The 22,601-nt window shown below is 61.4% G+C and carries 23 protein-coding genes; 12 read left to right on the forward strand and 11 right to left on the reverse strand.

The features are described from left to right. The first annotated feature begins 11 nt into the window (after positions 1-11). The gene (gene purD / locus ISX84_RS20965; RefSeq protein ID WP_195822366.1) at positions 12-1,283 is read left to right on the forward strand and encodes a phosphoribosylamine--glycine ligase; all 1,272 of its coding nucleotides are present in this window, start codon (positions 12-14) and stop codon (positions 1,281-1,283) included. A 27-nt stretch (positions 1,284-1,310) separates the two neighbouring features. On the opposite strand, the gene ISX84_RS20970 is transcribed toward purD, so the two are convergent. Beyond that, on the reverse strand, positions 1,311-2,063 hold the full coding sequence (locus tag ISX84_RS20970; protein WP_195822367.1) for an FG-GAP repeat domain-containing protein: 753 nt from the start codon (positions 2,061-2,063) through the stop codon (positions 1,311-1,313). After that, positions 2,063-2,386 (reverse strand): 2Fe-2S iron-sulfur cluster-binding protein, encoded by a 324-nt coding sequence (locus tag ISX84_RS20975; RefSeq protein ID WP_195822416.1) that lies wholly within the window; start codon positions 2,384-2,386, stop codon positions 2,063-2,065. The genes ISX84_RS20970 and ISX84_RS20975 overlap by 1 nt, the downstream gene beginning before the upstream one ends. Before the next feature lie 125 nt (positions 2,387-2,511). Here ISX84_RS20975 and ISX84_RS20980 point away from each other — a divergent pair, with 125 nt between their 5' ends. Beyond that, positions 2,512-2,898, forward strand: coding sequence for an OB-fold nucleic acid binding domain-containing protein (locus ISX84_RS20980; RefSeq protein WP_195822368.1), 387 nt, complete (start codon positions 2,512-2,514; stop codon positions 2,896-2,898). Between the two features lie 51 nt (positions 2,899-2,949). On the opposite strand, the gene ISX84_RS20985 is transcribed toward ISX84_RS20980, so the two are convergent. The 6 genes from ISX84_RS20985 to rpiA all read right to left on the reverse strand — a co-directional run bounded on the left by ISX84_RS20985 (position 2,950) and on the right by rpiA (position 9,307). After that, entirely contained in the window at positions 2,950-4,437 is a 1,488-nt protein-coding gene (locus tag ISX84_RS20985) for a Do family serine endopeptidase (RefSeq protein ID WP_195822369.1), read from the reverse strand. A 187-nt stretch (positions 4,438-4,624) separates the two neighbouring features. After that, positions 4,625-4,828 carry a DUF2065 domain-containing protein gene (locus tag ISX84_RS20990; RefSeq protein WP_195822370.1) on the reverse strand — a complete coding sequence of 68 codons (204 nt, stop codon included), beginning with the start codon at positions 4,826-4,828 and terminating at the stop codon, positions 4,625-4,627. Continuing rightward, on the reverse strand, positions 4,825-5,724 hold the full coding sequence (gene hflC / locus ISX84_RS20995; RefSeq protein WP_195822371.1) for a protease modulator HflC: 900 nt from the start codon (positions 5,722-5,724) through the stop codon (positions 4,825-4,827). The genes ISX84_RS20990 and hflC overlap by 4 nt, the downstream gene beginning before the upstream one ends. Then, entirely contained in the window at positions 5,724-6,881 is a 1,158-nt protein-coding gene (gene hflK, locus ISX84_RS21000; protein ID WP_195822372.1) for an FtsH protease activity modulator HflK, read from the reverse strand. Before hflK ends, hflC begins: the two co-directional genes overlap by 1 nt. 75 nt (positions 6,882-6,956) lie before the next feature. Beyond that, positions 6,957-8,420 carry an FAD-dependent oxidoreductase gene (locus ISX84_RS21005; RefSeq protein WP_195822373.1) on the reverse strand — a complete coding sequence of 488 codons (1,464 nt, stop codon included), beginning with the start codon at positions 8,418-8,420 and terminating at the stop codon, positions 6,957-6,959. Between the two features lie 98 nt (positions 8,421-8,518). Beyond that, positions 8,519-9,307: a ribose-5-phosphate isomerase RpiA gene (gene rpiA, locus ISX84_RS21010; protein ID WP_195822374.1), complete on the reverse strand. Its 789-nt coding sequence runs from the start codon at positions 9,305-9,307 to the stop codon at positions 8,519-8,521. Positions 9,308-9,687: 380 nt separating this feature from the next. On the opposite strand from rpiA, the gene rsgA reads away from it, so the two are divergent. The 7 genes from rsgA (at position 9,688) to ISX84_RS21045 (ending at position 17,209) form a co-directional block, all read left to right on the forward strand. Beyond that, positions 9,688-10,770: a ribosome small subunit-dependent GTPase A gene (gene rsgA / locus ISX84_RS21015; RefSeq protein ID WP_195822375.1), complete on the forward strand. Its 1,083-nt coding sequence runs from the start codon at positions 9,688-9,690 to the stop codon at positions 10,768-10,770. A 168-nt stretch (positions 10,771-10,938) separates the two neighbouring features. Continuing rightward, a complete protein-coding gene (locus ISX84_RS21020) occupies positions 10,939-12,024 on the forward strand; it encodes a bifunctional transcriptional activator/DNA repair enzyme AdaA (protein WP_195822376.1) in 1,086 nt (361 codons plus the stop codon). Then, the gene (locus tag ISX84_RS21025) at positions 12,011-12,769 is read left to right on the forward strand and encodes an isocitrate lyase/PEP mutase family protein (RefSeq protein ID WP_195822377.1); all 759 of its coding nucleotides are present in this window, start codon (positions 12,011-12,013) and stop codon (positions 12,767-12,769) included. Before ISX84_RS21020 ends, ISX84_RS21025 begins: the two co-directional genes overlap by 14 nt. Before the next feature lie 462 nt (positions 12,770-13,231). Continuing rightward, positions 13,232-13,987 carry an SDR family oxidoreductase gene (locus tag ISX84_RS21030; protein ID WP_195822378.1) on the forward strand — a complete coding sequence of 252 codons (756 nt, stop codon included), beginning with the start codon at positions 13,232-13,234 and terminating at the stop codon, positions 13,985-13,987. 122 nt (positions 13,988-14,109) lie between these two features. Continuing rightward, on the forward strand, positions 14,110-14,844 hold the full coding sequence (locus ISX84_RS21035; RefSeq protein WP_195822379.1) for a glutathione S-transferase family protein: 735 nt from the start codon (positions 14,110-14,112) through the stop codon (positions 14,842-14,844). Further along, entirely contained in the window at positions 14,845-16,218 is a 1,374-nt protein-coding gene (locus tag ISX84_RS21040) for an L-serine ammonia-lyase (RefSeq protein WP_195822380.1), read from the forward strand. 61 nt (positions 16,219-16,279) lie between these two features. After that, the gene (locus tag ISX84_RS21045) at positions 16,280-17,209 is read left to right on the forward strand and encodes a DMT family transporter (protein WP_195822381.1); all 930 of its coding nucleotides are present in this window, start codon (positions 16,280-16,282) and stop codon (positions 17,207-17,209) included. Here ISX84_RS21045 and ISX84_RS21050 read toward each other — a convergent pair. Next, positions 17,115-17,834 carry a thiamine diphosphokinase gene (locus ISX84_RS21050; RefSeq protein ID WP_195822382.1) on the reverse strand — a complete coding sequence of 240 codons (720 nt, stop codon included), beginning with the start codon at positions 17,832-17,834 and terminating at the stop codon, positions 17,115-17,117. The two genes, ISX84_RS21045 and ISX84_RS21050, sit on opposite strands and share 95 nt — an antisense overlap. Before the next feature lie 138 nt (positions 17,835-17,972). Between ISX84_RS21050 and ISX84_RS21055 the strand changes: the two genes are divergently transcribed. Next, a complete protein-coding gene (locus ISX84_RS21055; RefSeq protein ID WP_195822383.1) occupies positions 17,973-20,132 on the forward strand; it encodes a hypothetical protein in 2,160 nt (719 codons plus the stop codon). Positions 20,133-20,190: 58 nt separating this feature from the next. Here ISX84_RS21055 and ISX84_RS21060 read toward each other — a convergent pair whose 3' ends face one another. Beyond that, positions 20,191-20,415 carry a DUF2842 domain-containing protein gene (locus tag ISX84_RS21060; RefSeq protein WP_195822384.1) on the reverse strand — a complete coding sequence of 75 codons (225 nt, stop codon included), beginning with the start codon at positions 20,413-20,415 and terminating at the stop codon, positions 20,191-20,193. A 7-nt stretch (positions 20,416-20,422) separates the two neighbouring features. Next, positions 20,423-21,718, reverse strand: coding sequence for an adenylosuccinate synthase (locus ISX84_RS21065; protein WP_195822385.1), 1,296 nt, complete (start codon positions 21,716-21,718; stop codon positions 20,423-20,425). A 177-nt stretch (positions 21,719-21,895) separates the two neighbouring features. Here ISX84_RS21065 and ISX84_RS21070 point away from each other — a divergent pair, with 177 nt between their 5' ends. Together ISX84_RS21070 and ISX84_RS21075 are read left to right on the forward strand one after the other, a co-directional pair. After that, the gene (locus ISX84_RS21070; RefSeq protein WP_195822386.1) at positions 21,896-22,291 is read left to right on the forward strand and encodes a DUF6524 family protein; all 396 of its coding nucleotides are present in this window, start codon (positions 21,896-21,898) and stop codon (positions 22,289-22,291) included. An 86-nt stretch (positions 22,292-22,377) separates the two neighbouring features. Next, entirely contained in the window at positions 22,378-22,596 is a 219-nt protein-coding gene (locus tag ISX84_RS21075) for a hypothetical protein (RefSeq protein ID WP_195822387.1), read from the forward strand. Positions 22,597-22,601 lie beyond the last annotated feature (5 nt).

Here is a 22,601-nt window from a genome sequence, read left to right on the forward strand (position 1 = left end):
CAGGAGCCCCTATGAACATTCTCATCCTTGGCAGCGGCGGTCGCGAACACAGTCTCGCCTGGGCCGTCATGCAGAACCCCAAATGCGACAAGCTGATCGTGGCACCGGGCAATGCCGGGATCGCGGAGATCGCGGATTGTGCCAGCCTGGACATCGAAGATGGCGGCGCGGTCGTGGGGTTTGCCGAGGAAAATGCGATTGATTTCGTGATCGTCGGCCCCGAGGCACCGCTCGCCGCAGGCGTGTCTGATCGTCTGCGCGATGCGGGAATTTCGGTCTTTGGTCCCAGTGGTGCGGCGGCGCGGCTGGAGGCCTCCAAGGCCTTTACCAAGCAGATATGCGACGCCGCAGGCGCCCCTACCGCCGCCTATGGTCACTTCACCGATGCCGATGCCGCCAAGGCCTATGTGACGGCGCAGGGCGCGCCCATCGTGATCAAGGCCGACGGTCTGGCCGCCGGCAAGGGCGTGATCATCGCGGAGACCGAGGCGCTAGCGCTGGCTGCGGTGGATGACATGTTCTCCGGCGCCTTTGGCGATGCGGGCGCGGAAGTGGTGATCGAAGAGTTCATGACCGGCGAGGAGGCCTCGTTCTTCGTGCTCTGCGACGGCGAAACCGTCCTGCCCATCGGCACGGCGCAGGATCACAAGCGGGTTGGCGAAGGCGACACTGGGCCAAACACCGGCGGCATGGGCGCCTATTCCCCCGCCCCTGTGATGACCGAGGCCGTGACCCGCAAGGCGCTGGACGAGATCGTGCGCCCCACTATGGCGGAAATGGTCCGTCAGGGCACGCCTTACCAGGGCGTTCTGTTTGTCGGCCTGATGATCCAGGACGGACAACCGCGCCTGGTGGAGTACAACGTGCGCTTTGGCGACCCCGAATGCCAGGTGCTGATGATGCGGCTGGGCGCGCAGGTGCTGGATCTGTTGCAGGCCTGTGCCGAGGGCCGGCTGGCCGAGGCACAGGTCAACTGGGCGGCGGATCACGCCATGACGGTAGTGCTGGCGGCAAACGGGTATCCGGGAAGCTACGAAAAAGGTTCCGCCATTCATGGTCTAGAAGACGTGCCGGAAGACAGCAGCCACATGGTGTTCCATGCAGGCACCGGGCGGGCGGCTGGCAAATTCACGGCCCAGGGGGGACGTGTGTTGGCCGTGACGGCCCGTGCAGGTACCCTGCAGGACGCCCGTGACACGGCATACCAGATGGTGGATCAGATCGACTGGCCCGAAGGCTTTTGTCGCCGTGATATCGGCTGGCGCGCATTGCAGTCCGACTGAGACCGCGCCTCACGCACACCCACAGAGCTACGGCGCGCAGGCCATGGCGCGGGCAAAACCCGGCCTGCTGGTATCGCTGCCGAGGGTTTTCGTCGTGAATGCCCCATCCATATAGGAGACCGAAACCAGCCGGGACCAATTTGCCGTGGCAAGGATCATCTCCGGCACGCCAGCGCAGGTCCGGATGCCGCCCGCAATATCCGCCTCGCCGATGCGGTGGTTCGTGACGCCTGGCAGTGCCGCAAGCTCCGATAGCCTGCCATTTTCGTACCGCCACAGGCGCAGGGTCTTGGCCAAATGCGGGCGATCCACATAGGCAATCTCCATCCCGCCATCCCCATCCAGATCCGCAGCCCCCACTGGCGCCAGCCAGCGGAAACGCGTTCCGATGTGAGGGGTCGACGTGATCCGGCCGTCGGCACCATAAACCGCCAGACGCGCACCTTTCGTCTGGCTGCTCTCAACGGCAATGACTTCCGCCGCACCGTCAAAGTCGAGATCGACAAGCCGCGGCGCGGTGTCCTCAAAGACGAGATCATCCGGTAGAGAGAACCGGCGCTCCGTCCCATCGGCATAGCGCAGAACAAGGCTGGTGTGTTCGATGGCATCGCCAAGAACGGCATGTGCATAACGTGTCGTTGGACCCGCATAGCTGGCTGCGATGATTACCGGCTCAGCCGCAACCGCCTGCCCCCCTGCCACCAGGCACAAGGCCAGCCGCGCGCGGCGGACGAAAGGGTGCCACCCGCGCGCGGGCAGACGCCGCGCCCTGGCCCGCATCAGATCTGTTTTTCAGGCATCTGCACAACGAGACCGTCCAGCGCATCGGTCACCTTGATCTGACAGGTCAGGCGCGATCGGGCTGGATCAGGCTCATAGGCGAAATCGAGCATGTCTTCTTCCATGTCTTCCTTCGCAGGCAGCTTATCGGTCCAGGCCGGGTCCACATAGACGTGGCAGGTGGAACAGGCACAGGCCCCGCCGCAGTCGGCTTCGATGCCGGGGATGTTATTGTCCCGCGCACCTTCCATCACGGTAAGGCCATTGGCGACCTCCACCACATGCTCGGTGCCGCCGTGTTCGATATAGGTGATCTTGGCCACGTGTGTCGTTCCCTTCCTGATCCGTTTCCGCCTGTCTACCGGGGCGATATAGGGCGCGCCAGCCTCTTTTGCGACCCCGAAGGAACAGGCTTGCGACATCTCCAACTTGTTCTATATTTGTTCCCATGCGTGTGATGACTGCCCTCCCTGCTGACCGGCAACCGCAGACTGCGAAAGGGCACTGGCCCCGCCCGCCCGCCTGTCTGGTGGCCGCGGATCTGCATCTGCCGCCGGTCAATGCGCGCATCACGGTGGCCGGTCTGGTGATCCTGCGCCAACGCCCGGGCACCGCCAAGGGCGTGATCTTCATCACCCTCGAAGATGAAACCGGGGTGGTGAACGTGATCATCTGGCGGCATATCTACGAGAAATTCCGCCGCGCCGTGATCGCGGGCCGCCTGCTGCGCATCACCGGCAGGCTCCAGCGCGCCCATGCGGTCACCCATGTGCTGGCCGAAGATGTGGAGGATATCTCTCCCCTGCTGGACTCACTGGTAAACCCGGAAAGCTGAACAAAAAAGAGCGCCCGGGCGGGGCGCTCTCCAGCCGTTCTATGCAAAGGGTTACTCTGCCAGAGACAGGGCCACAAACCGCGGATCGCCTGCGCGCCGTACCAGCAGCAGAAGCGATTTGCGTCCCGCTTCTTCGGCCGCTGCCACACGCTGCTCCAGCTCGGCGATGCTGGTGACCTTCTCTTGTCCGGCCTCCGTGATGATATCCCCTGCCCGCAGACCTTTTTCGAAGGCCTCGGAGGTTTCATCAACCCCTGTCACGGCAAGACCCTGCATGTTCGCATCGGCACCAAGCTCTTCGCGCAGGGCGTCCGTCAGCGTTGTCAGGGTCAGCCCCAGCAGGTCCTTTGTAACCGGGTCATCGCTCTCTTCCTCCGGTCCCGCAGCCACAGCAGGCACGGCACCTTCGGCTTCCTCACGACGGCCCAGGGTCACACGCAAGGTCATCGATTTGCCTTCCCGCATCACCGTCACGCGCACGGTTTCGCCCACCGGGCTGTTGCCCACCTGGCGAACCAAAGCGCGCGTGTCCTCCACGGTCGTGCCCGCAAAGCTGATGATCACGTCGCCAGCTTCCATGCCCGCCTCGCTTGCCGGGCCTTCGGGCACATCCGTGACCAGGGCACCGGAGGCGGTTTCAAGCCCCATGGCTTCAGCCACGTCCTCTGTCACATCCTGAATGCGCACACCCAGCCAGCCGCGACGGGTTTCGCCAAACTCCTTGAGCTGATCCACCACGCGGGTCACCACGTTGGAGGCCATCGAAAACCCGATCCCGATGGAGCCGCCATTGGGCGACAGGATCGCGGTGTTCACGCCGATCACCTCGCCCTCCATGTTGAAGAGCGGTCCACCCGAGTTGCCCCGGTTGATCGCCGCATCCGTCTGAATGTAGTCATCATAGGTCCCGCTCAGCGCGCGATTGCGGGCCGAAACGATGCCAGCGCTGACCGAGAAGCCTTGGCCCAGCGGGTTACCCATCGCCACGACCCAGTCGCCGACCCGCGCCAGATCGCTGTCGGCAAAGCTCACAAAGGGCAGCGGACCATCCGCCTCCACTTTCAGCAGGGCAATATCTGTATTCGGATCGGTGCCGATCACTTCGGCTTTCATCAATTCACCATCGCCGGGGTAGAATTCGATCATGATCTCATCCGCCCCCTCGATCACGTGGTTGTTCGTCACCACGTAACCGTCTTCTGATATCACAAACCCAGACCCAAGCGCGGAGGAGCGGCGTGGCCGATTGCCATCACCTTGATTGTTGCGATCCTGAAATTCGCGGAAGAAATCCTCAAAGGGTGATCCCTCGGGCACGATGCCCTGCGGGCCGGTGCGCCCCGCCACGACCGTCGATGTCGTGATGTTCACTACAGAGGGGCTGATTTTTTCCGCCAGCGGGGCCAGGCTTTGCTGCTGCGCGAGGGCGCTCAGCGGCTGAACCAGCATGAATGCCAGTGTCAGAACCGCCAAGAGCAACAGGCGCATCTGGACGGGGATGAGGCTGATGTTGGACATGGATACTGCCTTGGGCTGCATGCGTCGTCTCCTGAAATCTCTTGTTTCGGGCTCAAATGCCCTCTTGCTCGTTATCTTTCGTGAATGCTCACAGACTGCATTTAGGGTGACCTTCGTGCAACATCAAAGATGTATCACTCTGTCACAGTTTCAACAGTGCGTTACCAAAGTGTGAAGGCAAAGGCCGTTCCCGCCGGATGCGCAACACTCAGCCGATGCTGGCACCCAGCTGCCAGGCGAACCAGACTAGGATCAGCCCGCTGACCACGATCAGCAGCCCCAACTGGCGCACCGCAGCCTCGGGCAAAGCCCGCAGGGCTTCCAGCATCCGCTCAATAAGCGAAGGGGCCAGCGCATAGGCCAGCCCCTCGATAATCATCACAAGCCCGAGAGCCAGCAGCAGCGTGCTCACCGACGCTCACCTTCTTCCGACCGCAGCCCCTGATCGGAGCGCAGGTAGTTGAAGAATTCGCTGTCCGGCGACAGAACCATCGTCGAGTTGGTCCCCCGCAGCGACCGCTCATAGGCCGTCAGCGACCGGTAGAATTCAAAGAATTCCGGGTCCGCGCCAAAGGCCTGTGCAAAAATCGCGTTGCGTTCCGCGTCGGCCTGACCGCGAATGATGTCCGCTTCCCGCGTTGCATCCGATGTCACCTCGACAACAGTCCGGTCTGCAAGAGCCCGCACCCGCTGCGCGGCCTCTTCACCGCGCGCAATCTCGTCGGCGGCTTCCCGTTCCCGTTCGGCCCGCATCCGCGCGAATGTCGCATCGAGGTTCTGCTCCGGCAGGTTGGTCTGTTTGAGACGCACGTCGACCACTTCGAGGCCCAGCGGCAGCGCACGCAGCCGCGCCTGTTCGGTGATCCGCGCCATCAATTGCGCCCGATCCGCCGACAGGATGGTGTTCGACGTGACCCCGTCGGAGCCCAGCACACGGCGAATGGTCGGGTTCAGGATACGTTCCAGCAAGCCCTCTGCCGCCTGCAACCCATTGGCACCCGCTGCCTGTCGAAACTGAACGACATCAGAAATCCGATAGCGCGCAAAAGCGTCCACCACGAGCCGCCGGTCATCCGACGGCGTCACCTCTGTCACATCCGTATCCAGCGACAGGATGCGGTCGTCATAGCGGACCACCTCCTGAATGAACGGGATCTTGAACGCGATACCGGGGTCTTCCTTGACCGATTTGATCTGACCAAACTGCAGGACCAGCGCCTTTTCACGCTCGTCCACGATAAAGACAGAACTCAGAACGCCCACAAGGGCGATTACAACGATTGGGATCAGAAAATTGCCAGCTCGCATCAGTTGGTTCCTCCCGCAGCAGCGCCACGGCGCAATTCATTCAGAGGCAGATAAGGCACGACACCCTGCCCGCCATTGCCGCCGAGATCGTTTTCGAGAATGATCTTGTCAACATCGCCAAAGACACGCTCCATCGTTTCCAGATAGAGCCGCTTGCGGGTCACCTCCGGCGCCTTGGCGTATTCCTCAAGCACCGAGGTAAAGCGCGCGGCTTCACCTTCGGCCTCATTGACCTGCTGAGCACGGTAGGCTTCGGCCTGTTCCAGCTGGCTCGCGGCTTCACCACGGGCGCCCGCAGTCACGCGGTTGGCATAGGCATCCGCCTGACGCTCCAGCCGGTCACGCTCCTGCTCTGCCGCCTGAACCTCGCGGAAACTGTCGATCACCTCGCGGGGCGGGTCGGCCTTGTCGAGGTTGAGACGCACGATATTCACGCCGCTGTCATAGGCATCCAGCGTGCCCTGAATGAGTTGCTCGGCCTCATCGGCAATGATGCCCCGGTCGCGGTTGAGGATCGGCGCCAGTTGGTTGCGCGCAATCACCTCGCGCATGGCCGATTCCGACACGGCGCGAATGGTCTCACGCGCATCGGCCAGATTGAACAGGTACTTGGCCGGATCGCTGATGTTCCAGACCACCTGGAAATCGATGTCGATGATGTTCTCATCCGTCGTCAGCATCAGGCCGCTGTCGACGCGAGACCCGATATCTTCGGTCTGTTCACGCGTCACGGGCAGCACTTCCGCCGTGACCAAGGGCCAGGGCGCAAAATTCAGACCCGGGTTACCGGTCGAGGAATACTCACCCAGAAACAGTTCCACCGACTGCTCATCCGGTGCAACGGTGTAGAAGCTGGCCAGGCCCCAGGCCACGATCGCGGCCACGACACCGATGCCGATTGTGCCACGTGTCAGCGCAGGGCCACCGCCGCCGCCGCCGTTTCCGCCGGTGCCGCCACCGCCGCCTTTGCCGCCCATCAGGACGCGCAGACGCTCCTGACCCTTTTTCACCAGCTCGTCGATTTCCGGGATTTGTGGCCCCTCACCGCCTGGTCCGCGTGGACCACCGCCATTGTTCCCGCGGTTTGGCCTGCGCGGCCCATCATCATCGGAGTTTCCACCGCCGCCCCCCCAGGGGCCGCCATTATTCCCAGCCATTCAGTCTCTTTCCCTCCTAAATCGCGTGCAGATGCGATTAAATTCAAGCCATAGGTACGTAAGAATATGCGGAATTCAAGCCGTCCGCATCGGTGTTCGCATCGTGACAATCTCTTCCGACATCGTGGGGTGTACCGCCACCGTCCTGTCGAAATCTTCTTTGGTCGCACCCATTTTAACGGCGATGCCTGCCAGTTGGATCATTTCACCCGCGCCGGGTGCGACGATGTGGCAACCCAGCACCTTGCGCGTTGCCTTGGACACCACCAGCTTCATCAACACCCGATCCGGCCGCCCGGCAAAAGCCGTCTGCATCGGGCGGAATGATGTGCAGTATACCTCAATCGCCTCCTGATCGCGCGCATCTTCTTCGCTGAGGCCGACAGTACCCATTTCGGGCTGCGTAAAGATGGCCGAGGGGATCAAATCATGATCAACCGGCGTGGGGTTGCCTTTGAACACCGTCTCGACAAAAGCCATGCCTTCGCGGATGGCCACCGGCGTCAGATTGACCCGGTCCGTCACGTCGCCAATGGCATAGATGGAGGGTACGGCGGTTTGGCTATAGTCATCTACCTCGATCTGACCGCGGCGGCCGAGTTTCACGCCGACCTCTTCCAGGCCCATGTCCTTGGTGTTGGGATCCCGCCCGGTGGCAAACAGCACCATGTCAAAGACACGCTCGCCCCCGTTTGTGGATTTCACCCAGATCGGGCCGTCGGAAGCCTCCGCTTTGGCCTGCATCTCCTGCACTTGCTGGGCAGAGGCGCCCATCGCCGCATCCGATGCGGTGCCTGCGTGGCTCATGGAACGGTCGGCACTGGCAGGTGCCATTTCGACGATGTTGGTCCCGACACGCAGATCGATGCCGCGTTCGCGCATGGATTCTGCCACCAGCCCGCGCGCCTCTTCGTCGAAACCGCGCAGGATCTGCGCCCCGCGATAATACTGCGTCACCTCGACGCCCAACCCGTTCATGATGCCGGCAAATTCACAGGCGATGTATCCCCCCCCCACGATCAGCAGCGATTTGGGCAGGCTTTCCAGATGAAAGATGTCGTCTGATACGATGCCCAGATGCGCATTCGGCGTGTCCGGTCGGACGGGATGCCCGCCGGTGGCAATCAGGATGTGCTTGGCGCTTTTGGTTTCTCCAGTGGAGAGTTTCACCTCATGCCGTCCGGCCAAGGAGGCACGTGCATCGAAAGTATCGACGCCAGAGCCCTTGAGCAGATTGCGATAGACCTGCTCCAGCCGGTCCAGCTCCTCGTTCAGACGGCTCCGAAAGGAGTGCCAGTCGAAGGGTCCCTGCGTGAGATCCCACCCGTAAGAGGCCGCATCCTCGACCACGCCCGCGTATTCGCTGGCAAAAACCATCAGCTTCTTCGGGACGCAGCCCCGGATCACGCAGGTGCCGCCATAGCGGTCATCCTCTGCCAGGGCGACTTTCGCGCCTGCCTCTCCGGCTGCGACACGCGCGGCGCGCACGCCCCCCGAACCGCCACCGATCACAAAGAGATCGTAGTCAAAATCGCTCATCGCGGGGGCCTTTCCGGGTCTTTGGGTATTGGAGGTCTATATATATGCCTGTGACGCGGTATTACCACATCACGTCGCTGTTAGTCTGGCCTTAGCCGTCAGTCGGACAGATCCGCAAAAAGATTGTCACTCTCCACGAAATCCAGCTTGCCGGTTTCAACCGTGCCTTCGTTGATGTCGCGCACCTCGACCCTGCCATCGCCAAATCCGATGATCACCCGGTCACAGATGTCGATGAAGAGGCCGTTCTCCACCACGCCCGGCATCTGGTTGAGCACCAGCGCCAGCTGTCGCGCATTGCCGATACGTTTCACATGCAGGTCGAGGATGTGGTTGCCTTCATCGGTGAGAAACGGTTTCTGGCCGTCCATGCGCAGCGTGGTCTCGCGGCCCAGCACGTCCATCGACACCAGTGTTTCCTCGACCAGCGCCTGCGTGGTCTGCCAGCCGAAGGGGATGACTTCGATGGGCAGGGGGAAGGCGCCCAACGTCTCCACTTCCTTGCCCGCGTCCGCAATCACCACCATCTGGTCGGACGCCGTGGCCACGATCTTTTCCTGCAACAGGGCGCCGCCACCGCCCTTGATCAAATTCAGCTGCCCGTCAAATTCGTCCGCCCCGTCGATGGTGATGTCCAGCCACTTGGCTTCATCGAGAGAGATCACCTCGATGCCCACCTCGCGCGCCAGATCCGCGGTGCGCGTGGAGGTCGGCACCGCCTTGATGCTCAGCCCATCGTCGCGCACCATTTCGCCCAGGCAGCGCACCAGCCAGGCAGCGGTCGATCCGGTCCCCAGCCCCACCCGCATGCCGGTTTCCACCAGTTGCGCGGCGCGCTTTGCCGCGACGAATTTGGCCTTGTCGATGGGAGAGAGGTCTGAGGACATGAGCAGATTCCTTCGCGCTGAGATGACCGCCTTATAGGAAACAAGTACCGCGGGCGCGAGACCCGAATTGATGTCAGCACGGCGGAAGAGGCAATCGGACGGTCTGCGCCATCCCGTCGAATGCCAATTACATGAGACTTGCGACCGCGCAGCGACGGATCGCGCTTGAATACAGGCGTTCATCGGCTTACCTTGAAAGTGTCGAAATGGAGATTTCATGGCCCGGTAATGTGGGGAGGCAAAAGTCCTCCCGATGCAAGATCAGCACGCGAAGCGCGACGCCCATGTCACATGAGCGCGCCCGTTGAATTGCGACATACATTCTACCGAAATCTGCGCCCGGGTGCGCCCCGCGGCACTGACATGAAAGTCTGACCCCCATGACACGGGACTATTCCAAATTCTTTCCGCCAAATCTAAAGGGTGGCACACCGAAACCATCACTCTCCACCCGCGACAGCCTCGGCTGGCAGCCGTTTTTCGCACAGCAGATCAGCATTGAAGAACTGACTGAGACACCGCCTGTCCGCGTCATCGAAGTGCACCGCAATGGCCTGCATGTCGTGGGCGACGGGGTGGATACAACCATACCGCCCCTGCCCGAGCTCACGGTGGGCGACTGGCTGCTGTTTGACGCACTGACCCCACAGCACAGCCGACCGCTGGACCGCAAGAGCCTGATCAAAAGGCGCGCGCCCGGCACAGACCGGCACACCCAGCTGATCGCCGCCAACATCGACACCGGGTTCATCGTGTCCTCGTGCAACCAGGATTTCAACATCGCGCGGCTGGAACGCTATGTTGCCCTGGCCTTCGAGGCCGAGATTGCGCCGGTCATCATTCTGACCAAGGCTGATCTCTGTGCCGATACCAGCGTCTATGTCGATGCCGCCCGCGCCATTTCCGAGATGGTGCCGGTGCTGACGCTGGATGCCCGCGGCGACGCCCCGCGCGAAAAGCTGGCCCCCTGGTGCAAACGCGGTAAGACCGTCGCCTTTCTGGGCTCCTCCGGGGTTGGGAAATCGACGCTCACCAATGCCCTCTCTGGCGCGCATCTGGCCGAGACCAACACCATTCGCGAGGACGATGCAAAGGGTCGGCACACCACGACGCGGCGCCAGCTGCATGTCGTGCCCTCCGGCTGCATCGTGCTGGACACGCCCGGCATGCGTGAACTGCAATTGACGGATGCCGCGTCCGGGATCAACGATGTCTTTGCGGATCTGCACGCGTTGTCCCAGCGCTGTCGCTTTCGGGATTGCCAGCATGACACCGAACCCGGATGCGCCGTTCTTCAGGCCATTGAGGTGGGTGAGATCGAGGCCGCGCGCCTGACCCGTTGGAAGAAGCTGCAAGCAGAAGAAGCGTTCAATTCCTCCACCCTCGCGGAACGGAAATCGAAGGATAAGCAGCTGGGCAAAACCATACGGTCCATCATGAAACACAAGAAAAAACGGGGCTAACGTCACATCGATCCGTGTTGCCTTTTCAAAGCCCTTCACCAGGCTTTGCAAAGTGACCTATCGGCAAAACCCACGCCGTCACGCCCGAAAAACAATCGCGCGCACTCAAAAGAAATACGCGCCCGATTTTCGGCGGACGGCAGTTTTGATCAGTGTTAGACAACACGCATGCTCTTTGATCTGCCAGACCACGACACGCTTTACCAGGCGCTTCTCGACAGGGATGCCCGCTATGATGGACAGGCCTATGTCTGCGTCGCCACCACGGGTACCTTCTGTCGTCTGACCTGCCCGGCCCGGAAGCCCAAACCTGAAAACTGCGCGTTTCGGGCCACCATCGGCGAGTGTATCGAGGCCGGGTTCCGACCCTGCAAGAGATGCCATCCCCTGCAGGCTGCTGCCCTTGCCGATCCGGCGATTGGCGCGCTGCTTGCCGCGCTGGATGAGCGTCCGGATATTCGCTGGTCCGAACGGCACATCGTGCAATTGGGGTTTGACCTGTCGACCGTGCGGCGCAGCTTCAAGCGTCAGTTTGGCATGACCTTTCTCGAAATGGCGCGGCAACGGCGCCTGCGAGAGGGGTTTGAAACCCTGTCGGGCGGCGGCAAGGTCATCACCGCGCAGCATGAGGCGGGGTTCGAATCTCCCAGCGCCTTTCGCGCGGCCTTTGGGAGGCTCTTGGGCTGCGCGCCGGGCAGCCTGACCCGAGGCGGCCTGCTGCAGGCAAGCTGGATTGGCACGCCGCTTGGCGACATGATTGCGGTCAGCAGTACGACCCATCTGCACCTGCTGGAGTTCGTGGACCGCAAAGCCCTGCCTGCTGAACTGGCGAAACTGCAGAGACATGCAAAGGAACAGGTCGGGATTGGCACCCCACCCCCGACGGAACAGGCGCGCGCGGAGCTGGACACCTTCTTTGCCGGACAATCGGCAGTGTTTCACACACCATTGGCCTTTCACGGCAGCGCGTTCACGCGACGGGTCTGGGAAGAACTCCTGACCATTCCGGCAGGCACCACGCAGAGCTATTCCGAGATCGCGCACCGCATCGGCAGACCGAACGCGACCCGTGCGGTGGCGCGGGCGAACGGTGCCAATCAGATTGCCCTGATGGTCCCCTGCCACCGGGTCCTTGGCGCGGATGGCGCGCTTACGGGCTACGGGGGCGGGCTCTGGCGCAAGCAGCGTCTGATCGAAATCGAACGACACTTCAAATCATGCAACAAGGATACACGACCACATGTCTCAGGTTGAAAAAGCACGTCTGTTCAAAAGCTTGCACATCGCCGGAAAACCCGTCGTCCTCTATAATATCTGGGATGCGGGTGGCGCACGGGCGTTGGACAAGGCAGGGGCAAAGGCCATCGCCACGGGAAGCTGGTCCGTGGCGGCCGCCCATGGGTACAAGGACGGCGAGGCCATGCCGCTCGATTTCGCGCTGATGGTTGTGGCGCGCATTGCGCAGAGCACTGACCTGCCCCTCACGGTTGATTTCGAGGGCGGCTATGCAGCAGAGCCCGACCAGATCGAAAAGAACGTGGGCCGTGTCATCGAGGCGGGAGCTGTCGGGATCAACTTCGAGGATCAGATCGTGAACGGCACGGGTCTTTACGCGATCCCCGACCAGGTTGCGCGCATCAAGGCCGTGCGGCGGGCCGCAGAGACCGCGGGCGTTCCCCTGTTCATCAACGCCCGCACGGATGTCTTCCTCAAGGCCGGAACAGAGGGCGCGCATGCCGATGTCATGGAAGACGCACTGGCGCGGCAAGCCGCCTATACGGAAGCGGGCGCGGACGGGATTTTCGTTCCCGGGCTGACTGATGGCCCCCTGATCCGAAAAATCTGCGAAGCGGGCAGCCTGCCGGTGAACATGATGATGCGCGGAGGTCTGACATCGGTGGCTGACGCGGCAAAACTGGGCGTGTCCCGCGTCAGCTTTGGACCCGGGCCTTATGCAGCGGCCATCGAAGACCTCACTGCGCGGTTCAAGGCGATCTGAACGAGGGAGCGCAGGTTTGCGCTTTCTCGGCCCCGGGGCGTGACAATCGAAGGGCGCGGCATTCCGGCAGTCGCGCCCTTGCTGGGATCATAGGCTGTGACAGCACAGCCCCCCGAAACGGATACTGTCACGGTGACAGGGGCTCCCATGCTGATCGACTGCGGGCGCGGCAGTGGCTCGCATTCTCCAGTCCTTATGAGATCGTGCGGGAAAGCCGCGGTTGTCTCGCAGCACCCTGCGCACTCATAGTCTCATTTTTTCAGTGATTTACCTCTCCGCGCTGGCCGCGAGGATTGAGGAAAACCCGCGTGATCGCCCCGTAAAATTCATCCGCACCACCGCCCGCGATGACCCGATTTCTGCGCATTGAATCAGCACTGCACGCTAGGCGCAGGAAACGGATCGCGCCTGCCCGCACATCCTCTGTATCCGCTGAGCATCCACGAAAAGGAGTGCGAATTCATGGAACTTGACGGAAAAACAATCATCGTGACCGGCGCCAGCAGCGGCATAGGGGCAGCGGCGGCTTTGCTCTTTGCATCCGAAGGCGCGAATGTCGTGCTCGGGGCGCGGCGCAAGGAAGAACTGGACCAACTGGTTGGTCAGATCGTGCAGAGCAATGGCAAGGCGGCCTGTCTGCCCGGCGACGTGACGGATGAAACCTATGCCGGGTCTCTTATGGACTTCGCCCAGGACCGGTTTGGGACGGTGGACGGGGCGTTCAACAATGCGGGCGTGATGGGGGAAATGGGCCCGGTGTCGCAGATGGATAGGGCCAACTGGGACGCGGTCATCGCGGCAAACCTCACCAGCGCCTTTTATGCAGCCAAAGCCCAGATCCCATTCTTCGCAGAAAAACGCAGCGGGGCCATCGTCTTTACCAGCTCATTCGTCGGCTACAGCAACGGCGGCATGCCCGGCATGGCGGCCTATGCGGCATCCAAAGCGGGCATGATCGGCCTGGTACAGGCGCTCGCGGCGGAGCATGCCGGCTACGGTGTGCGGATCAACGCCATTCTGCCCGGCGGCACGAAAACCCCGATGGCAGGGGAGGATCCCAACACCCATGACTTCGTGGCCAACCTGCACCCGATCAAGCGGCTGGCGGACCCGCGGGAAATCGCGCAATCCGCGCTCTACCTGCTGTCGGACAGGGCCAGTTTCGTGACAGGGGCACCCATGATCGTGGATGGCGGCATGTCGGTCCGGCTGCTGTGATCCGCCGCCGCCGGCCGGCAATCGGTCGGCGGCTCCCCCATACTCCGGTTCTTGCGTTTCAAATCTCGAAAAGGAGTCGTTTTCTGCCGCTTTGTCCGCCGTGAATCATATTAGATGCGCGTATGACAACACCTGCCTACATATTGCACTATGCCCCGGACAATGCGTCGCTGGTCATTCGTCTGGCCCTGGAAGAACTGCAGGTGCCCTATCGCACGCATCTGGTGGATCGCAGCATCAAAGCCCAACGCGCGCCGGACTATCTGGCCTTGAACCCCGGCGGGCTGATCCCGGCGCTTGAAACACCCCAGGGCCCGATCTTCGAAACCGCGGCCATTCTGCTCTGGCTTGCGGATCAACATGGGCAGTTGGCCCCCGCCGCCACCGCACCGGCCCCCGCCGCCACCGCACCGGCCCCCGCCGCCACCGCACCGGGCCGCGCGGACACGCTCAAGTGGCTGTTTTACCTCTCTAACACGCTGCACCCCGCCCTGCGCATGCTCTTTTACCCATCGGTCTACATCGGCGCCGGTGATGCGGACCAGCAGCGCCTGCGGGACCAGACGCGTGACAACATCCTGCGCCACCTTGCCCTGCTGGATGCCCATTGGTCGGCGCGCGAGACGCCCTCGATCCTCGATCTCTATCTCGCACCGATGTTGCGCTGGGTGCAGCTCTATCCTCGGGACAGCAATCGCGACTGGTTTGACCTATCCGCCTTCCCTGCCCTACACCGGATGACAATGATGTTGGAGCCGCGCGCAAGTGTGCATGCAGCACAGGCCGCAGAAGGTCTTGGCCCCACCCCCTTTACCGCGCCACAGGTGCCACACCCTCCGGAAGGAAGCGCTCTTTAGATGTTCTTATCGGTTTTCGACATGTTCAAAGTGGGCATCGGCCCGTCGTCTTCGCACACGATGGGCCCGATGGTGGCTGCCGCGCGTTTTCTCGACCTGATGCGCGCCTCTCCTTTTGCCTTTCACGGGCTGCGCGCCTCGTTGCATGGGTCACTGGCCTTCACCGGCGTGGGCCACGCGACAGACCGCGCCACGATCCTGGGGCTGGCCGGTTTCGTGCCGGACACCTACGACCGGGAAAAGGCGGATCAGGTGTTGGAGAAGATCAAGGCGCAGCGTACAATCCACCCTGATGGTCTGGGCGCGCTGTCCTTTGATCCGGCCACCGATCTGATCTTCGACTTCGACACCATTCTGGAAGGTCATGCCAACGGCATGATGCTCATGGCCACGGATGCGCAAGGCGATGTGACATTGCGCGAAACCTACTATTCCATCGGCGGCGGTTTCGTGATGACCGAGGCGGAACTGGCCGCGGGCAAGGACACGGACGAGGGTCCGCCCATCCCCTTCCCTTTCAAAACCGCAGCTCAAATGCTCGAGATGTCCACAGCGTCAGGCCGCTCAATTGCCGAAATGAAACGATCTAACGAATTCGCGCGGGGCGGTGCCGACACCCTGAAAACGGGCACCAAACGGCTTTGGCAGGTGATGAATGATTGCATCGATCGTGGCCTGACAACCGAAGGCATTCTGCCCGGTGGCCTGTCGGTCAAGCGACGCGCCAAGGGCATCCATGACAAGCTCATGCAGGAACGGGGGATGAACCTCACACCGCCGCATACGATCAACGACTGGATGAGCGTCTACGCCATGGCGGTCAACGAAGAGAACGCTGGGGGCGGTCAGGTTGTCACGGCCCCCACCAATGGCGCCGCCGGCGTGCTGCCGGCCACCTTGCGCTATTATCTGGACCACGTGCCCGGCGCGTCCGAGACCCATGTCGAGGATTTCCTGCTGACCGCCGCCGCCATTGGCGGGTTGGTGAAGTACAACGCCTCCATCTCTGGTGCGGAAGCGGGTTGTCAGGCCGAGGTGGGCTCTGCCGCCGCCATGGCCGCCGCCGGTCTCTGTGCGGTGATGGGCGGCACACCCCAGCAGGTGGAGAATGCCGCCGAGATTGCCCTGGAACATCACCTCGGCATGACGTGCGATCCGGTCAAAGGCCTGGTGCAGGTGCCCTGCATCGAGCGCAACGGTCTGGGCGCCATCAAGGCGGTCTCCGCCGCTTCGCTGGCCTTGCGGGGGGATGGCACCCATCTGGTGCCGCTGGACGCCTGCATCGAGACGATGCGGCAGACCGGGGTGGATATGTCCGAGAAATACAAGGAAACATCGCTCGGTGGTTTGGCGGTCAATGTGCCAAACTGCTAAAAGTTGAGCACCCATCCAAGCATTTCTTGCAATGATTGAAGGGCACATCTAGGTTCGGCAAATGAATTTTGACCGCCCCCTTCTTGGTATCATGCTCATGCTGGGATTTTGCATCCTGGCACCGGTGGGCGATGCCATTGCCAAGATCCTTGGAGAGACTGTGCCGGTCGGTCAACTGGTGCTTGTGCGGTTCGCAATCCAAGCCATTGTACTCATTCCCCTTGTGCTGCTGACCGGGCGCAAGTGGCATATGCGCGGTCGCGTTCTCACGCTCACTTTCCTGCGCACGCTCCTTCATATCCTGGGCATTGGCACCATGGTCACCGCCCTGAAGTATCTGCCCTTGGCCGATGCGGTTGCCATTGCATTTGTGATGCCGTTCATCATGCTGATCCTGGGGAAATACTTCTTAAAAGAGGAAGTGGGCGCACGTCGCCTGATGGCTTGCCTTGTCGGCTTTCTCGGGACGCTGCTGGTCGTGCAGCCCAGTTTCCGCGAAGTGGGCTGGCCCGCTTTGCTGCCGGTCGCCGTTGCCCTGAACTTTGCGTTCTTCATGCTCCTGACACGCCAGATCGCCCGCGAGACAGACCCCATCGGGTTGCAGGCGGTCAGCGGTCTCATGGCGGTGGCGGTCATGGTGCCCGCTCTGCTCTGGTTCAAGGACAGCGGCATCTGGAATCTGCAATTGATTGCGGTTGACACCTTTGACTGGACCCTGCTGGTCAGCATCGGACTGCTGGGAACCATCGCGCATCTGCTGATGACCTGGTCGTTGCGCTATGCGCCGTCCACCACGCTCGCGCCGATGCAGTATCTTGAAATCCCCTTCGCCACGGTCATCGGCTTTCTCGTATTTGGCGATCTGCCCAACAACCTCGCGGCGGTGGGCATCCTGATCACGATTGCGGCGGGTCTCTACGTGGTGCTGCGCGAGCGGGCCACCGCGCGGACGCCGGTAGGGCAGCCAAACTCTCCGCAACCGCTGCCATGAAGCGGCGCGGCAGGATGCAGAGCATCGCCGGCTGATCCACCTCGATGCGCACATCCCCCGTCGCCTGATTGGACGTGCCAGAGACCCCATCAGGCGCAAAGGCGAGCCCGTCGATCGGCCATTCCAATCCCGTCGACTGCCCCTTTACAGGTCCCATTGGAAACAATGACACCCGCGTCCCCGCCGCCATCGGCAAATCAAACTGACGCGGGCAGAGAAAAATGATGTCCTCTGCACCCAGCATCAGGCAGGTGACATCCGGGCGCATCACCAATGTGTGCAAGGCCGCCAGTTGGTGATCGATCCGCAAGCCACAAAAGCCGACGGCAATCACCAGCGGCGCCGCGATATAGCGCAGCGCCTTGTCGAAATCCGTGCTCATCTGTTCAGGAATTTTATGTTGTATATCAACGGGAAGCCGGGATCGCGCTTCTGCTGAGATGGAATCCATATCGCCGATGACGGCCGACAATTCTATCCCGGCCGCCAACACCGTATCTGCACCGCTGTCCGCAGCAACACAGGTCGGTGCCAGCGCCAGAGCAGCCTGCAAATCGCCGTCGCCTACTGCGCCTCCGCCCACCAGCGTGACCGGAGTCAATTTATCTATAATTTTAGTATTCACTTAAGTTTAATGTCCTTTTTGGAAACAGAACACAATCTCGCCATAAAATGATACGTTAATGGCCACAGATTCGAGCCGATTTAGACTTTTCAATTATGGTAAACAGTTTGTTGAAGTCACGCTGAGGACGAGCATCCGATGACGAATAGCAGCAAAATTCTGACCGTTTCCTACGGGACTTTTTCCTGCACGCTGGAAGGGTTTGACGATTCCTTCGACACGATGAAGGCGATTGCTGAATATTTCCGCGATCTCGCGTCGGATGACCGCTATTTTGGCGCAGAACCTCCACAGCCGGATGCCGAGATGCTCGCTCGGATTGCAGAACGTGAAGTGGCACGTCGCGTGGAAGCGCGTGAACAGGACGGACGGATTCTCCTCAAAGCTCAGGATGAAACGGTTCAGCCCGAAGAAGACGATGCAGCTGCCGCTCTGGACGTGGAAGACGTAAGCGAGCCGGAAGACGTCAAGGAACCGCTCGCCGACGCAGAGACCGTCAATTCCGAAACAAGTGACACAGAAGAGGTTTCAGAGGCTACGGAAGCAGAAGTTGAGACGGATCAGGAGACGACACCTGTGATCGAAGAGGGTGCTGCACAGGCGGCCCCGGAAGACGATGAACCGGATGTCGCAGAGGTCGAAGCCGCTCTTGAACCCAAGGTGGCAGAGGTCGCGGCGCCCGATGACGCAGTCGATGTGGCACCTGTCGAGGCGACAATACCTGAAGAAGAGCCTGCGGATGTCGATGTTGTGACTGAAGACAGCGCCGAGACTGAAGAACTGCCGGAACAGGACGCCGCTCTGAACGCGGAAGCTTTCTTTGCCAACAGTCCGGCGCCTTCGGATATCGATCCGGAGATGGAAGCCGAGATGACCACGTCATCAGAGTTTTCCGCCTTTGAACCGGTTGCATCTTTCGAGCCTCCGCAAGCGGCCTCCGAAGCGGCAGCCGAGTCCATCGCCGCGAAGCTGCAACGCATTCGCGAGGTGGTCTCTCAACAGGAAGACGAAGCTCCTGCCGAAGAAGAAACAGCCACGTCGGAAGAGTCGATTGATATCCTCGATATGCCTTTCGATCTGGCGATCCAACCGTCAGCGGAAGAAACGGAAGAAGAGACAGACGAGACCAACGAGACACTGACCGCAGCAGCGCAGGACATCGCAGAAGCTTTCGATGTTGATGATCAGATCGCAGCAGAGGCCGCAGAAACGCCTGAGGAGGAAGACGACCTCTCCGCCGTGCTGAGCCGTCTCGAAGCCGATGAGCACGACAGCGCGGACAGCCTGTTGGACACCGATGAAACAGAGGTCGATGCACAGGACGCGGCGGAAAATCTGTTTGGCGACGTGGCAGAAGATCAGGAGGATACGCCAGCCGCCGCACATGACGCAGAAGAGGTGGAGGAGGATCAGCCCGAGACCCGGGAAGTGAAAGGCCGGGTCCTAAAGGTTGATCGGGCCGATCTGGAAGCCGCATTGGAATCCGGTGATCTGGAAGAATTCGATGGTGACGACGCGATCCTGTCCGATCAGCATGAGGCCGCGCGACAGCATGAACTCGATGCGGTGACGGCCGAGAACGACCAGGCAGAGAAGGAAACATCGACGGCGCGCGATGCCCTGCCCGCGATCGATTCCGGGATGTCCGAGGACGTCTCCCGCCTGATGGCCGAAGCGGATCATCAGATGGAAGAGCCCGAAGGCGCAACGCGGCGCAGCGCCTTTGCCCATCTGCGTGCCGCGGTCGCCGCCCGCTTTGCCGATACCTCCATGGCAAAGGAAGAGACCGAGGAAGAAACCACCAAAGCGTATCGCAGTGATCTGGCGCAGGTGGTCAAACCCCGCCGCCCTGTTGCGTCCGGCAGCCGGACCGAACGCCCGGCAGAGCCACGCCCGGCCCCGCTGAAGCTGGTGGCCGAACAACGGATCGACGAAAGCGCAACCAATGCCGACCCCGTGACCCCGCGTCGCGTTGCCGCCACGCTTGAAGACGACCCGGCGTTTGCGGAAGATACCGGTTTTGCGGAATTCGCAGAGCAGATGGGCGCGACCAAGCTGCCAGAGGTGCTGGAAGCCGCTGCGGCCTATCTCTGCTTTGTCGAAGGACACGATCAGTTCTCGCGCCCGCAGCTCATGACCCGCGTACGTCAGGCCGACTGTGGCGATTTCAGCCGCGAAGACGGGCTGCGCTCCTTCGGGCAGCTCTTACGATCCGGCAAGATCGAAAAAATCAAGGGCGGACGCTTTGCGGCGTCCGATGCTATCGGATTTAAACCCGATGAACGCGCCGCAAGCTGATACATCGAAATAAAATGTTGGAAAATGGACCTGCCTGCGGGACGCGCCCAGCGACACCTTAGCTGTCCGGCTTGTCCGGGTCCGCTTGACCGATGCCTTTGAAGATAAACTTGAACGGCAGCGCCCAGACAACGCCCAGAACCAAATAGACCAAGAGTTCCACAAGGATCGACGGGCGATCCAGTGCGTTGATCACCGAGACGGCAACGATGATGTAGAGCGGCAGCCCGACCAACAAGATCAGCAGGGACAGGCGGCGACGGGCTTTGTGGCTGACAGGCATGCGGGTCTCAATCGGCAAATGGGTCCGTGACAAGGATCGTGTCATCGCGTTCCGGTGATGTAGAAAGTAGCGCGACCGGACAGTTGATCAACTCCTCGACCCGCCGCACATATTTGATCGCGTTTGCAGGTAGCTCCGCCCAGCTGCGCGCGCCTTCCGTGGACTCCGACCAACCAGGCATTTCTTCGTAAATCGGGGTGCAGCGCGCCTGATGATCCGCTGCGGTGGGCAGGTAGTCCATGCGGACGCCGTCCAGGTCATATCCAACGCATATCTTCAATGTCTCGAACCCGTCCAGGACGTCCAGCTTGGTGAACGCAATGCCATTCACGCCTGAGGTGGCACAGGTCTGGCGCACCAGCACCGCGTCAAACCAGCCGCACCGCCGCTTGCGCCCCGTGACGGTGCCGAACTCATGCCCGCGTTCGCCCAACCGCTGACCGTCGTCATCGTCCAGTTCCGTCGGGAAAGGCCCCTCGCCCACGCGCGTGGTATAAGCTTTCACGATACCAAGCACGTAGTTGATCGCCCCCGGGCCAATGCCGACGCCGGTCGCGGCCTGTCCCGCGATCACGTTGGAGGACGTCACAAAAGGGTAGGTGCCAAAATCAATGTCGAGCAGAGCGCCCTGCGCCCCTTCAAAAAGGATGCGTTTGCCCGCCTTGCGCTTCTCGTTCAGCACCTTCCACGCTGGCGCCGCATATTGCAGGATCTCGGGTGCGATCTCGCGCATCTGCGCCAGCAGCGCGTCGCGGTCCACGGGCTCTATCCCTAAGCCGCGGCGCAACGGGTCATGGTGTTGCAGGGCCCGGTCCACACGCGCCTCCAGCGTCGCAGGATCCGCGAGATCGGCCACACGCACGGACCGGCGGCCCACCTTATCCTCATAGGCCGGCCCGATGCCGCGCCCTGTGGTACCGATCTTCGTGCCCTTGCTCGCCGCCTCCTCGCGGGCGCGGTCGAGCTCGCCGTGAATCGGCAGGATAAGCGGCGTATTCTCCGCGATCATCAGGGTTTCAGGCGTGATTTCAACGCCTTGCCCTTGGATCGTTTCGATCTCTTTCAGCAGATGCCAGGGGTCCAGCACCACACCATTGCCAATAACGGAGAGCTTGCCGCCGCGCACCACACCGGACGGCAACGCATTCAACTTGTAAACCTTGCCATCGATCACCAGCGTGTGGCCCGCATTGTGACCGCCCTGGAAACGCGCGATCACATCCGCCCGCTCGGAAAGCCAGTCCACGATCTTGCCTTTTCCCTCATCGCCCCATTGCGCGCCGACAACAACGACATTTGCCATGGCTGGTCCCCTTTGGTGTGTTTCAAACCCGCGCCGGTATAGCGGCAGAGCCCAAGGGGCGAAAGGGCAAAAGAGGCGCCCCCGTGGGCCGCCAAACACCTGCATTGATCATGGACTTTGGGCCGTGAGCAGGGATAGTTCTGGGCCAAAGACAACAAGACCGAGGACCAGGCGACGATGGGATTTTTCACCCGATGGTTTTTTGCCTTTGCGCTATTGGCGCTGACCTTCAACCCGACGCAATACAACTACATCAACTGGGTGCGCGACTATGGCCATATGAACCTGTCGATCGCGGTGCTGCTCGCGCTGTTGCTGGCGATCGGCTACATCATCTACCTGCGCGCCACGCTCCGCTCCATCGGGGCGGCGGGCATGATCCTGGTTCTGGCGGTCGTGGGCGCCTTGGTCTGGGTGCTTTACGATCTGGGTATCCTGCGGCTCGACAACTCCAGCCTGAACGTCTGGTTGGGACTTGGGGCGCTCTCGCTGGTGCTGGGCATCGGGCTCAGCTGGAGCCACGTACGCCGCGCGCTGTCTGGGCAGTCGGATGTCGATGACATTGATGACTAGTCAGCGTGCTCCGAGGGCAAAAGCGCCAATGTAAGTGGCGCATGTTAGGTCTCAGCGCTAAACTGATCGGGAAAGGAGATCACCCGATGCCGCGCAGACCAGACAAACCCGAAGATTTTCAGAAGTTCTACTATGCCAAAGTCGGCCTCGGCGAAGGCTGCGGGTGCGCGGAACGGGTCATTGACATGCATGAGTTTGATCGCCTCGCGGGCAAGTCAAAACTGCACCTGCCGCGATTGCCCCAAAAAGGCGCGTGGCGGCGGTTTCTCAACAAGGCAGGGCTGACCTCGCGGCCCAAAACCTGACACCA

It is taken from the genome of Roseobacter sp. MH60115, assembly GCF_015644665.1.
Classification (GTDB): Bacteria; Pseudomonadota; Alphaproteobacteria; order Rhodobacterales; family Rhodobacteraceae; genus Roseobacter.

Excerpts from the sequence above, each read along its gene's own strand:
- purD (WP_195822366.1), top strand. The coding sequence starts at position 12 with ATGAACATTCTCATCCTTGGCAGCGGCGGTCGCGAACACAGTCTCGCC.
- ISX84_RS20970 (WP_195822367.1), bottom strand. The coding sequence starts at position 2,063 with ATGCGGGCCAGGGCGCGGCGTCTGCCCGCGCGCGGGTGGCACCCTTTC.
- ISX84_RS20980 (WP_195822368.1), top strand. The coding sequence starts at position 2,512 with ATGCGTGTGATGACTGCCCTCCCTGCTGACCGGCAACCGCAGACTGCG.
- ISX84_RS20985 (WP_195822369.1), bottom strand. The coding sequence starts at position 4,437 with ATGCAGCCCAAGGCAGTATCCATGTCCAACATCAGCCTCATCCCCGTC.
- hflC (WP_195822371.1), bottom strand. The coding sequence starts at position 5,724 with ATGCGAGCTGGCAATTTTCTGATCCCAATCGTTGTAATCGCCCTTGTG.
- hflK (WP_195822372.1), bottom strand. The coding sequence starts at position 6,881 with ATGGCTGGGAATAATGGCGGCCCCTGGGGGGGCGGCGGTGGAAACTCC.
- ISX84_RS21005 (WP_195822373.1), bottom strand. The coding sequence starts at position 8,420 with ATGAGCGATTTTGACTACGATCTCTTTGTGATCGGTGGCGGTTCGGGG.
- rpiA (WP_195822374.1), bottom strand. The coding sequence starts at position 9,307 with ATGTCCTCAGACCTCTCTCCCATCGACAAGGCCAAATTCGTCGCGGCA.
- rsgA (WP_195822375.1), top strand. The coding sequence starts at position 9,688 with ATGACACGGGACTATTCCAAATTCTTTCCGCCAAATCTAAAGGGTGGC.
- ISX84_RS21020 (WP_195822376.1), top strand. The coding sequence starts at position 10,939 with ATGCTCTTTGATCTGCCAGACCACGACACGCTTTACCAGGCGCTTCTC.
- ISX84_RS21025 (WP_195822377.1), top strand. The coding sequence starts at position 12,011 with ATGTCTCAGGTTGAAAAAGCACGTCTGTTCAAAAGCTTGCACATCGCC.
- ISX84_RS21030 (WP_195822378.1), top strand. The coding sequence starts at position 13,232 with ATGGAACTTGACGGAAAAACAATCATCGTGACCGGCGCCAGCAGCGGC.
- ISX84_RS21035 (WP_195822379.1), top strand. The coding sequence starts at position 14,110 with ATGACAACACCTGCCTACATATTGCACTATGCCCCGGACAATGCGTCG.
- ISX84_RS21040 (WP_195822380.1), top strand. The coding sequence starts at position 14,845 with ATGTTCTTATCGGTTTTCGACATGTTCAAAGTGGGCATCGGCCCGTCG.
- ISX84_RS21045 (WP_195822381.1), top strand. The coding sequence starts at position 16,280 with ATGAATTTTGACCGCCCCCTTCTTGGTATCATGCTCATGCTGGGATTT.
- ISX84_RS21055 (WP_195822383.1), top strand. The coding sequence starts at position 17,973 with ATGACGAATAGCAGCAAAATTCTGACCGTTTCCTACGGGACTTTTTCC.
- ISX84_RS21060 (WP_195822384.1), bottom strand. The coding sequence starts at position 20,415 with ATGCCTGTCAGCCACAAAGCCCGTCGCCGCCTGTCCCTGCTGATCTTG.
- ISX84_RS21065 (WP_195822385.1), bottom strand. The coding sequence starts at position 21,718 with ATGGCAAATGTCGTTGTTGTCGGCGCGCAATGGGGCGATGAGGGAAAA.
- ISX84_RS21070 (WP_195822386.1), top strand. The coding sequence starts at position 21,896 with ATGGGATTTTTCACCCGATGGTTTTTTGCCTTTGCGCTATTGGCGCTG.
- ISX84_RS21075 (WP_195822387.1), top strand. The coding sequence starts at position 22,378 with ATGCCGCGCAGACCAGACAAACCCGAAGATTTTCAGAAGTTCTACTAT.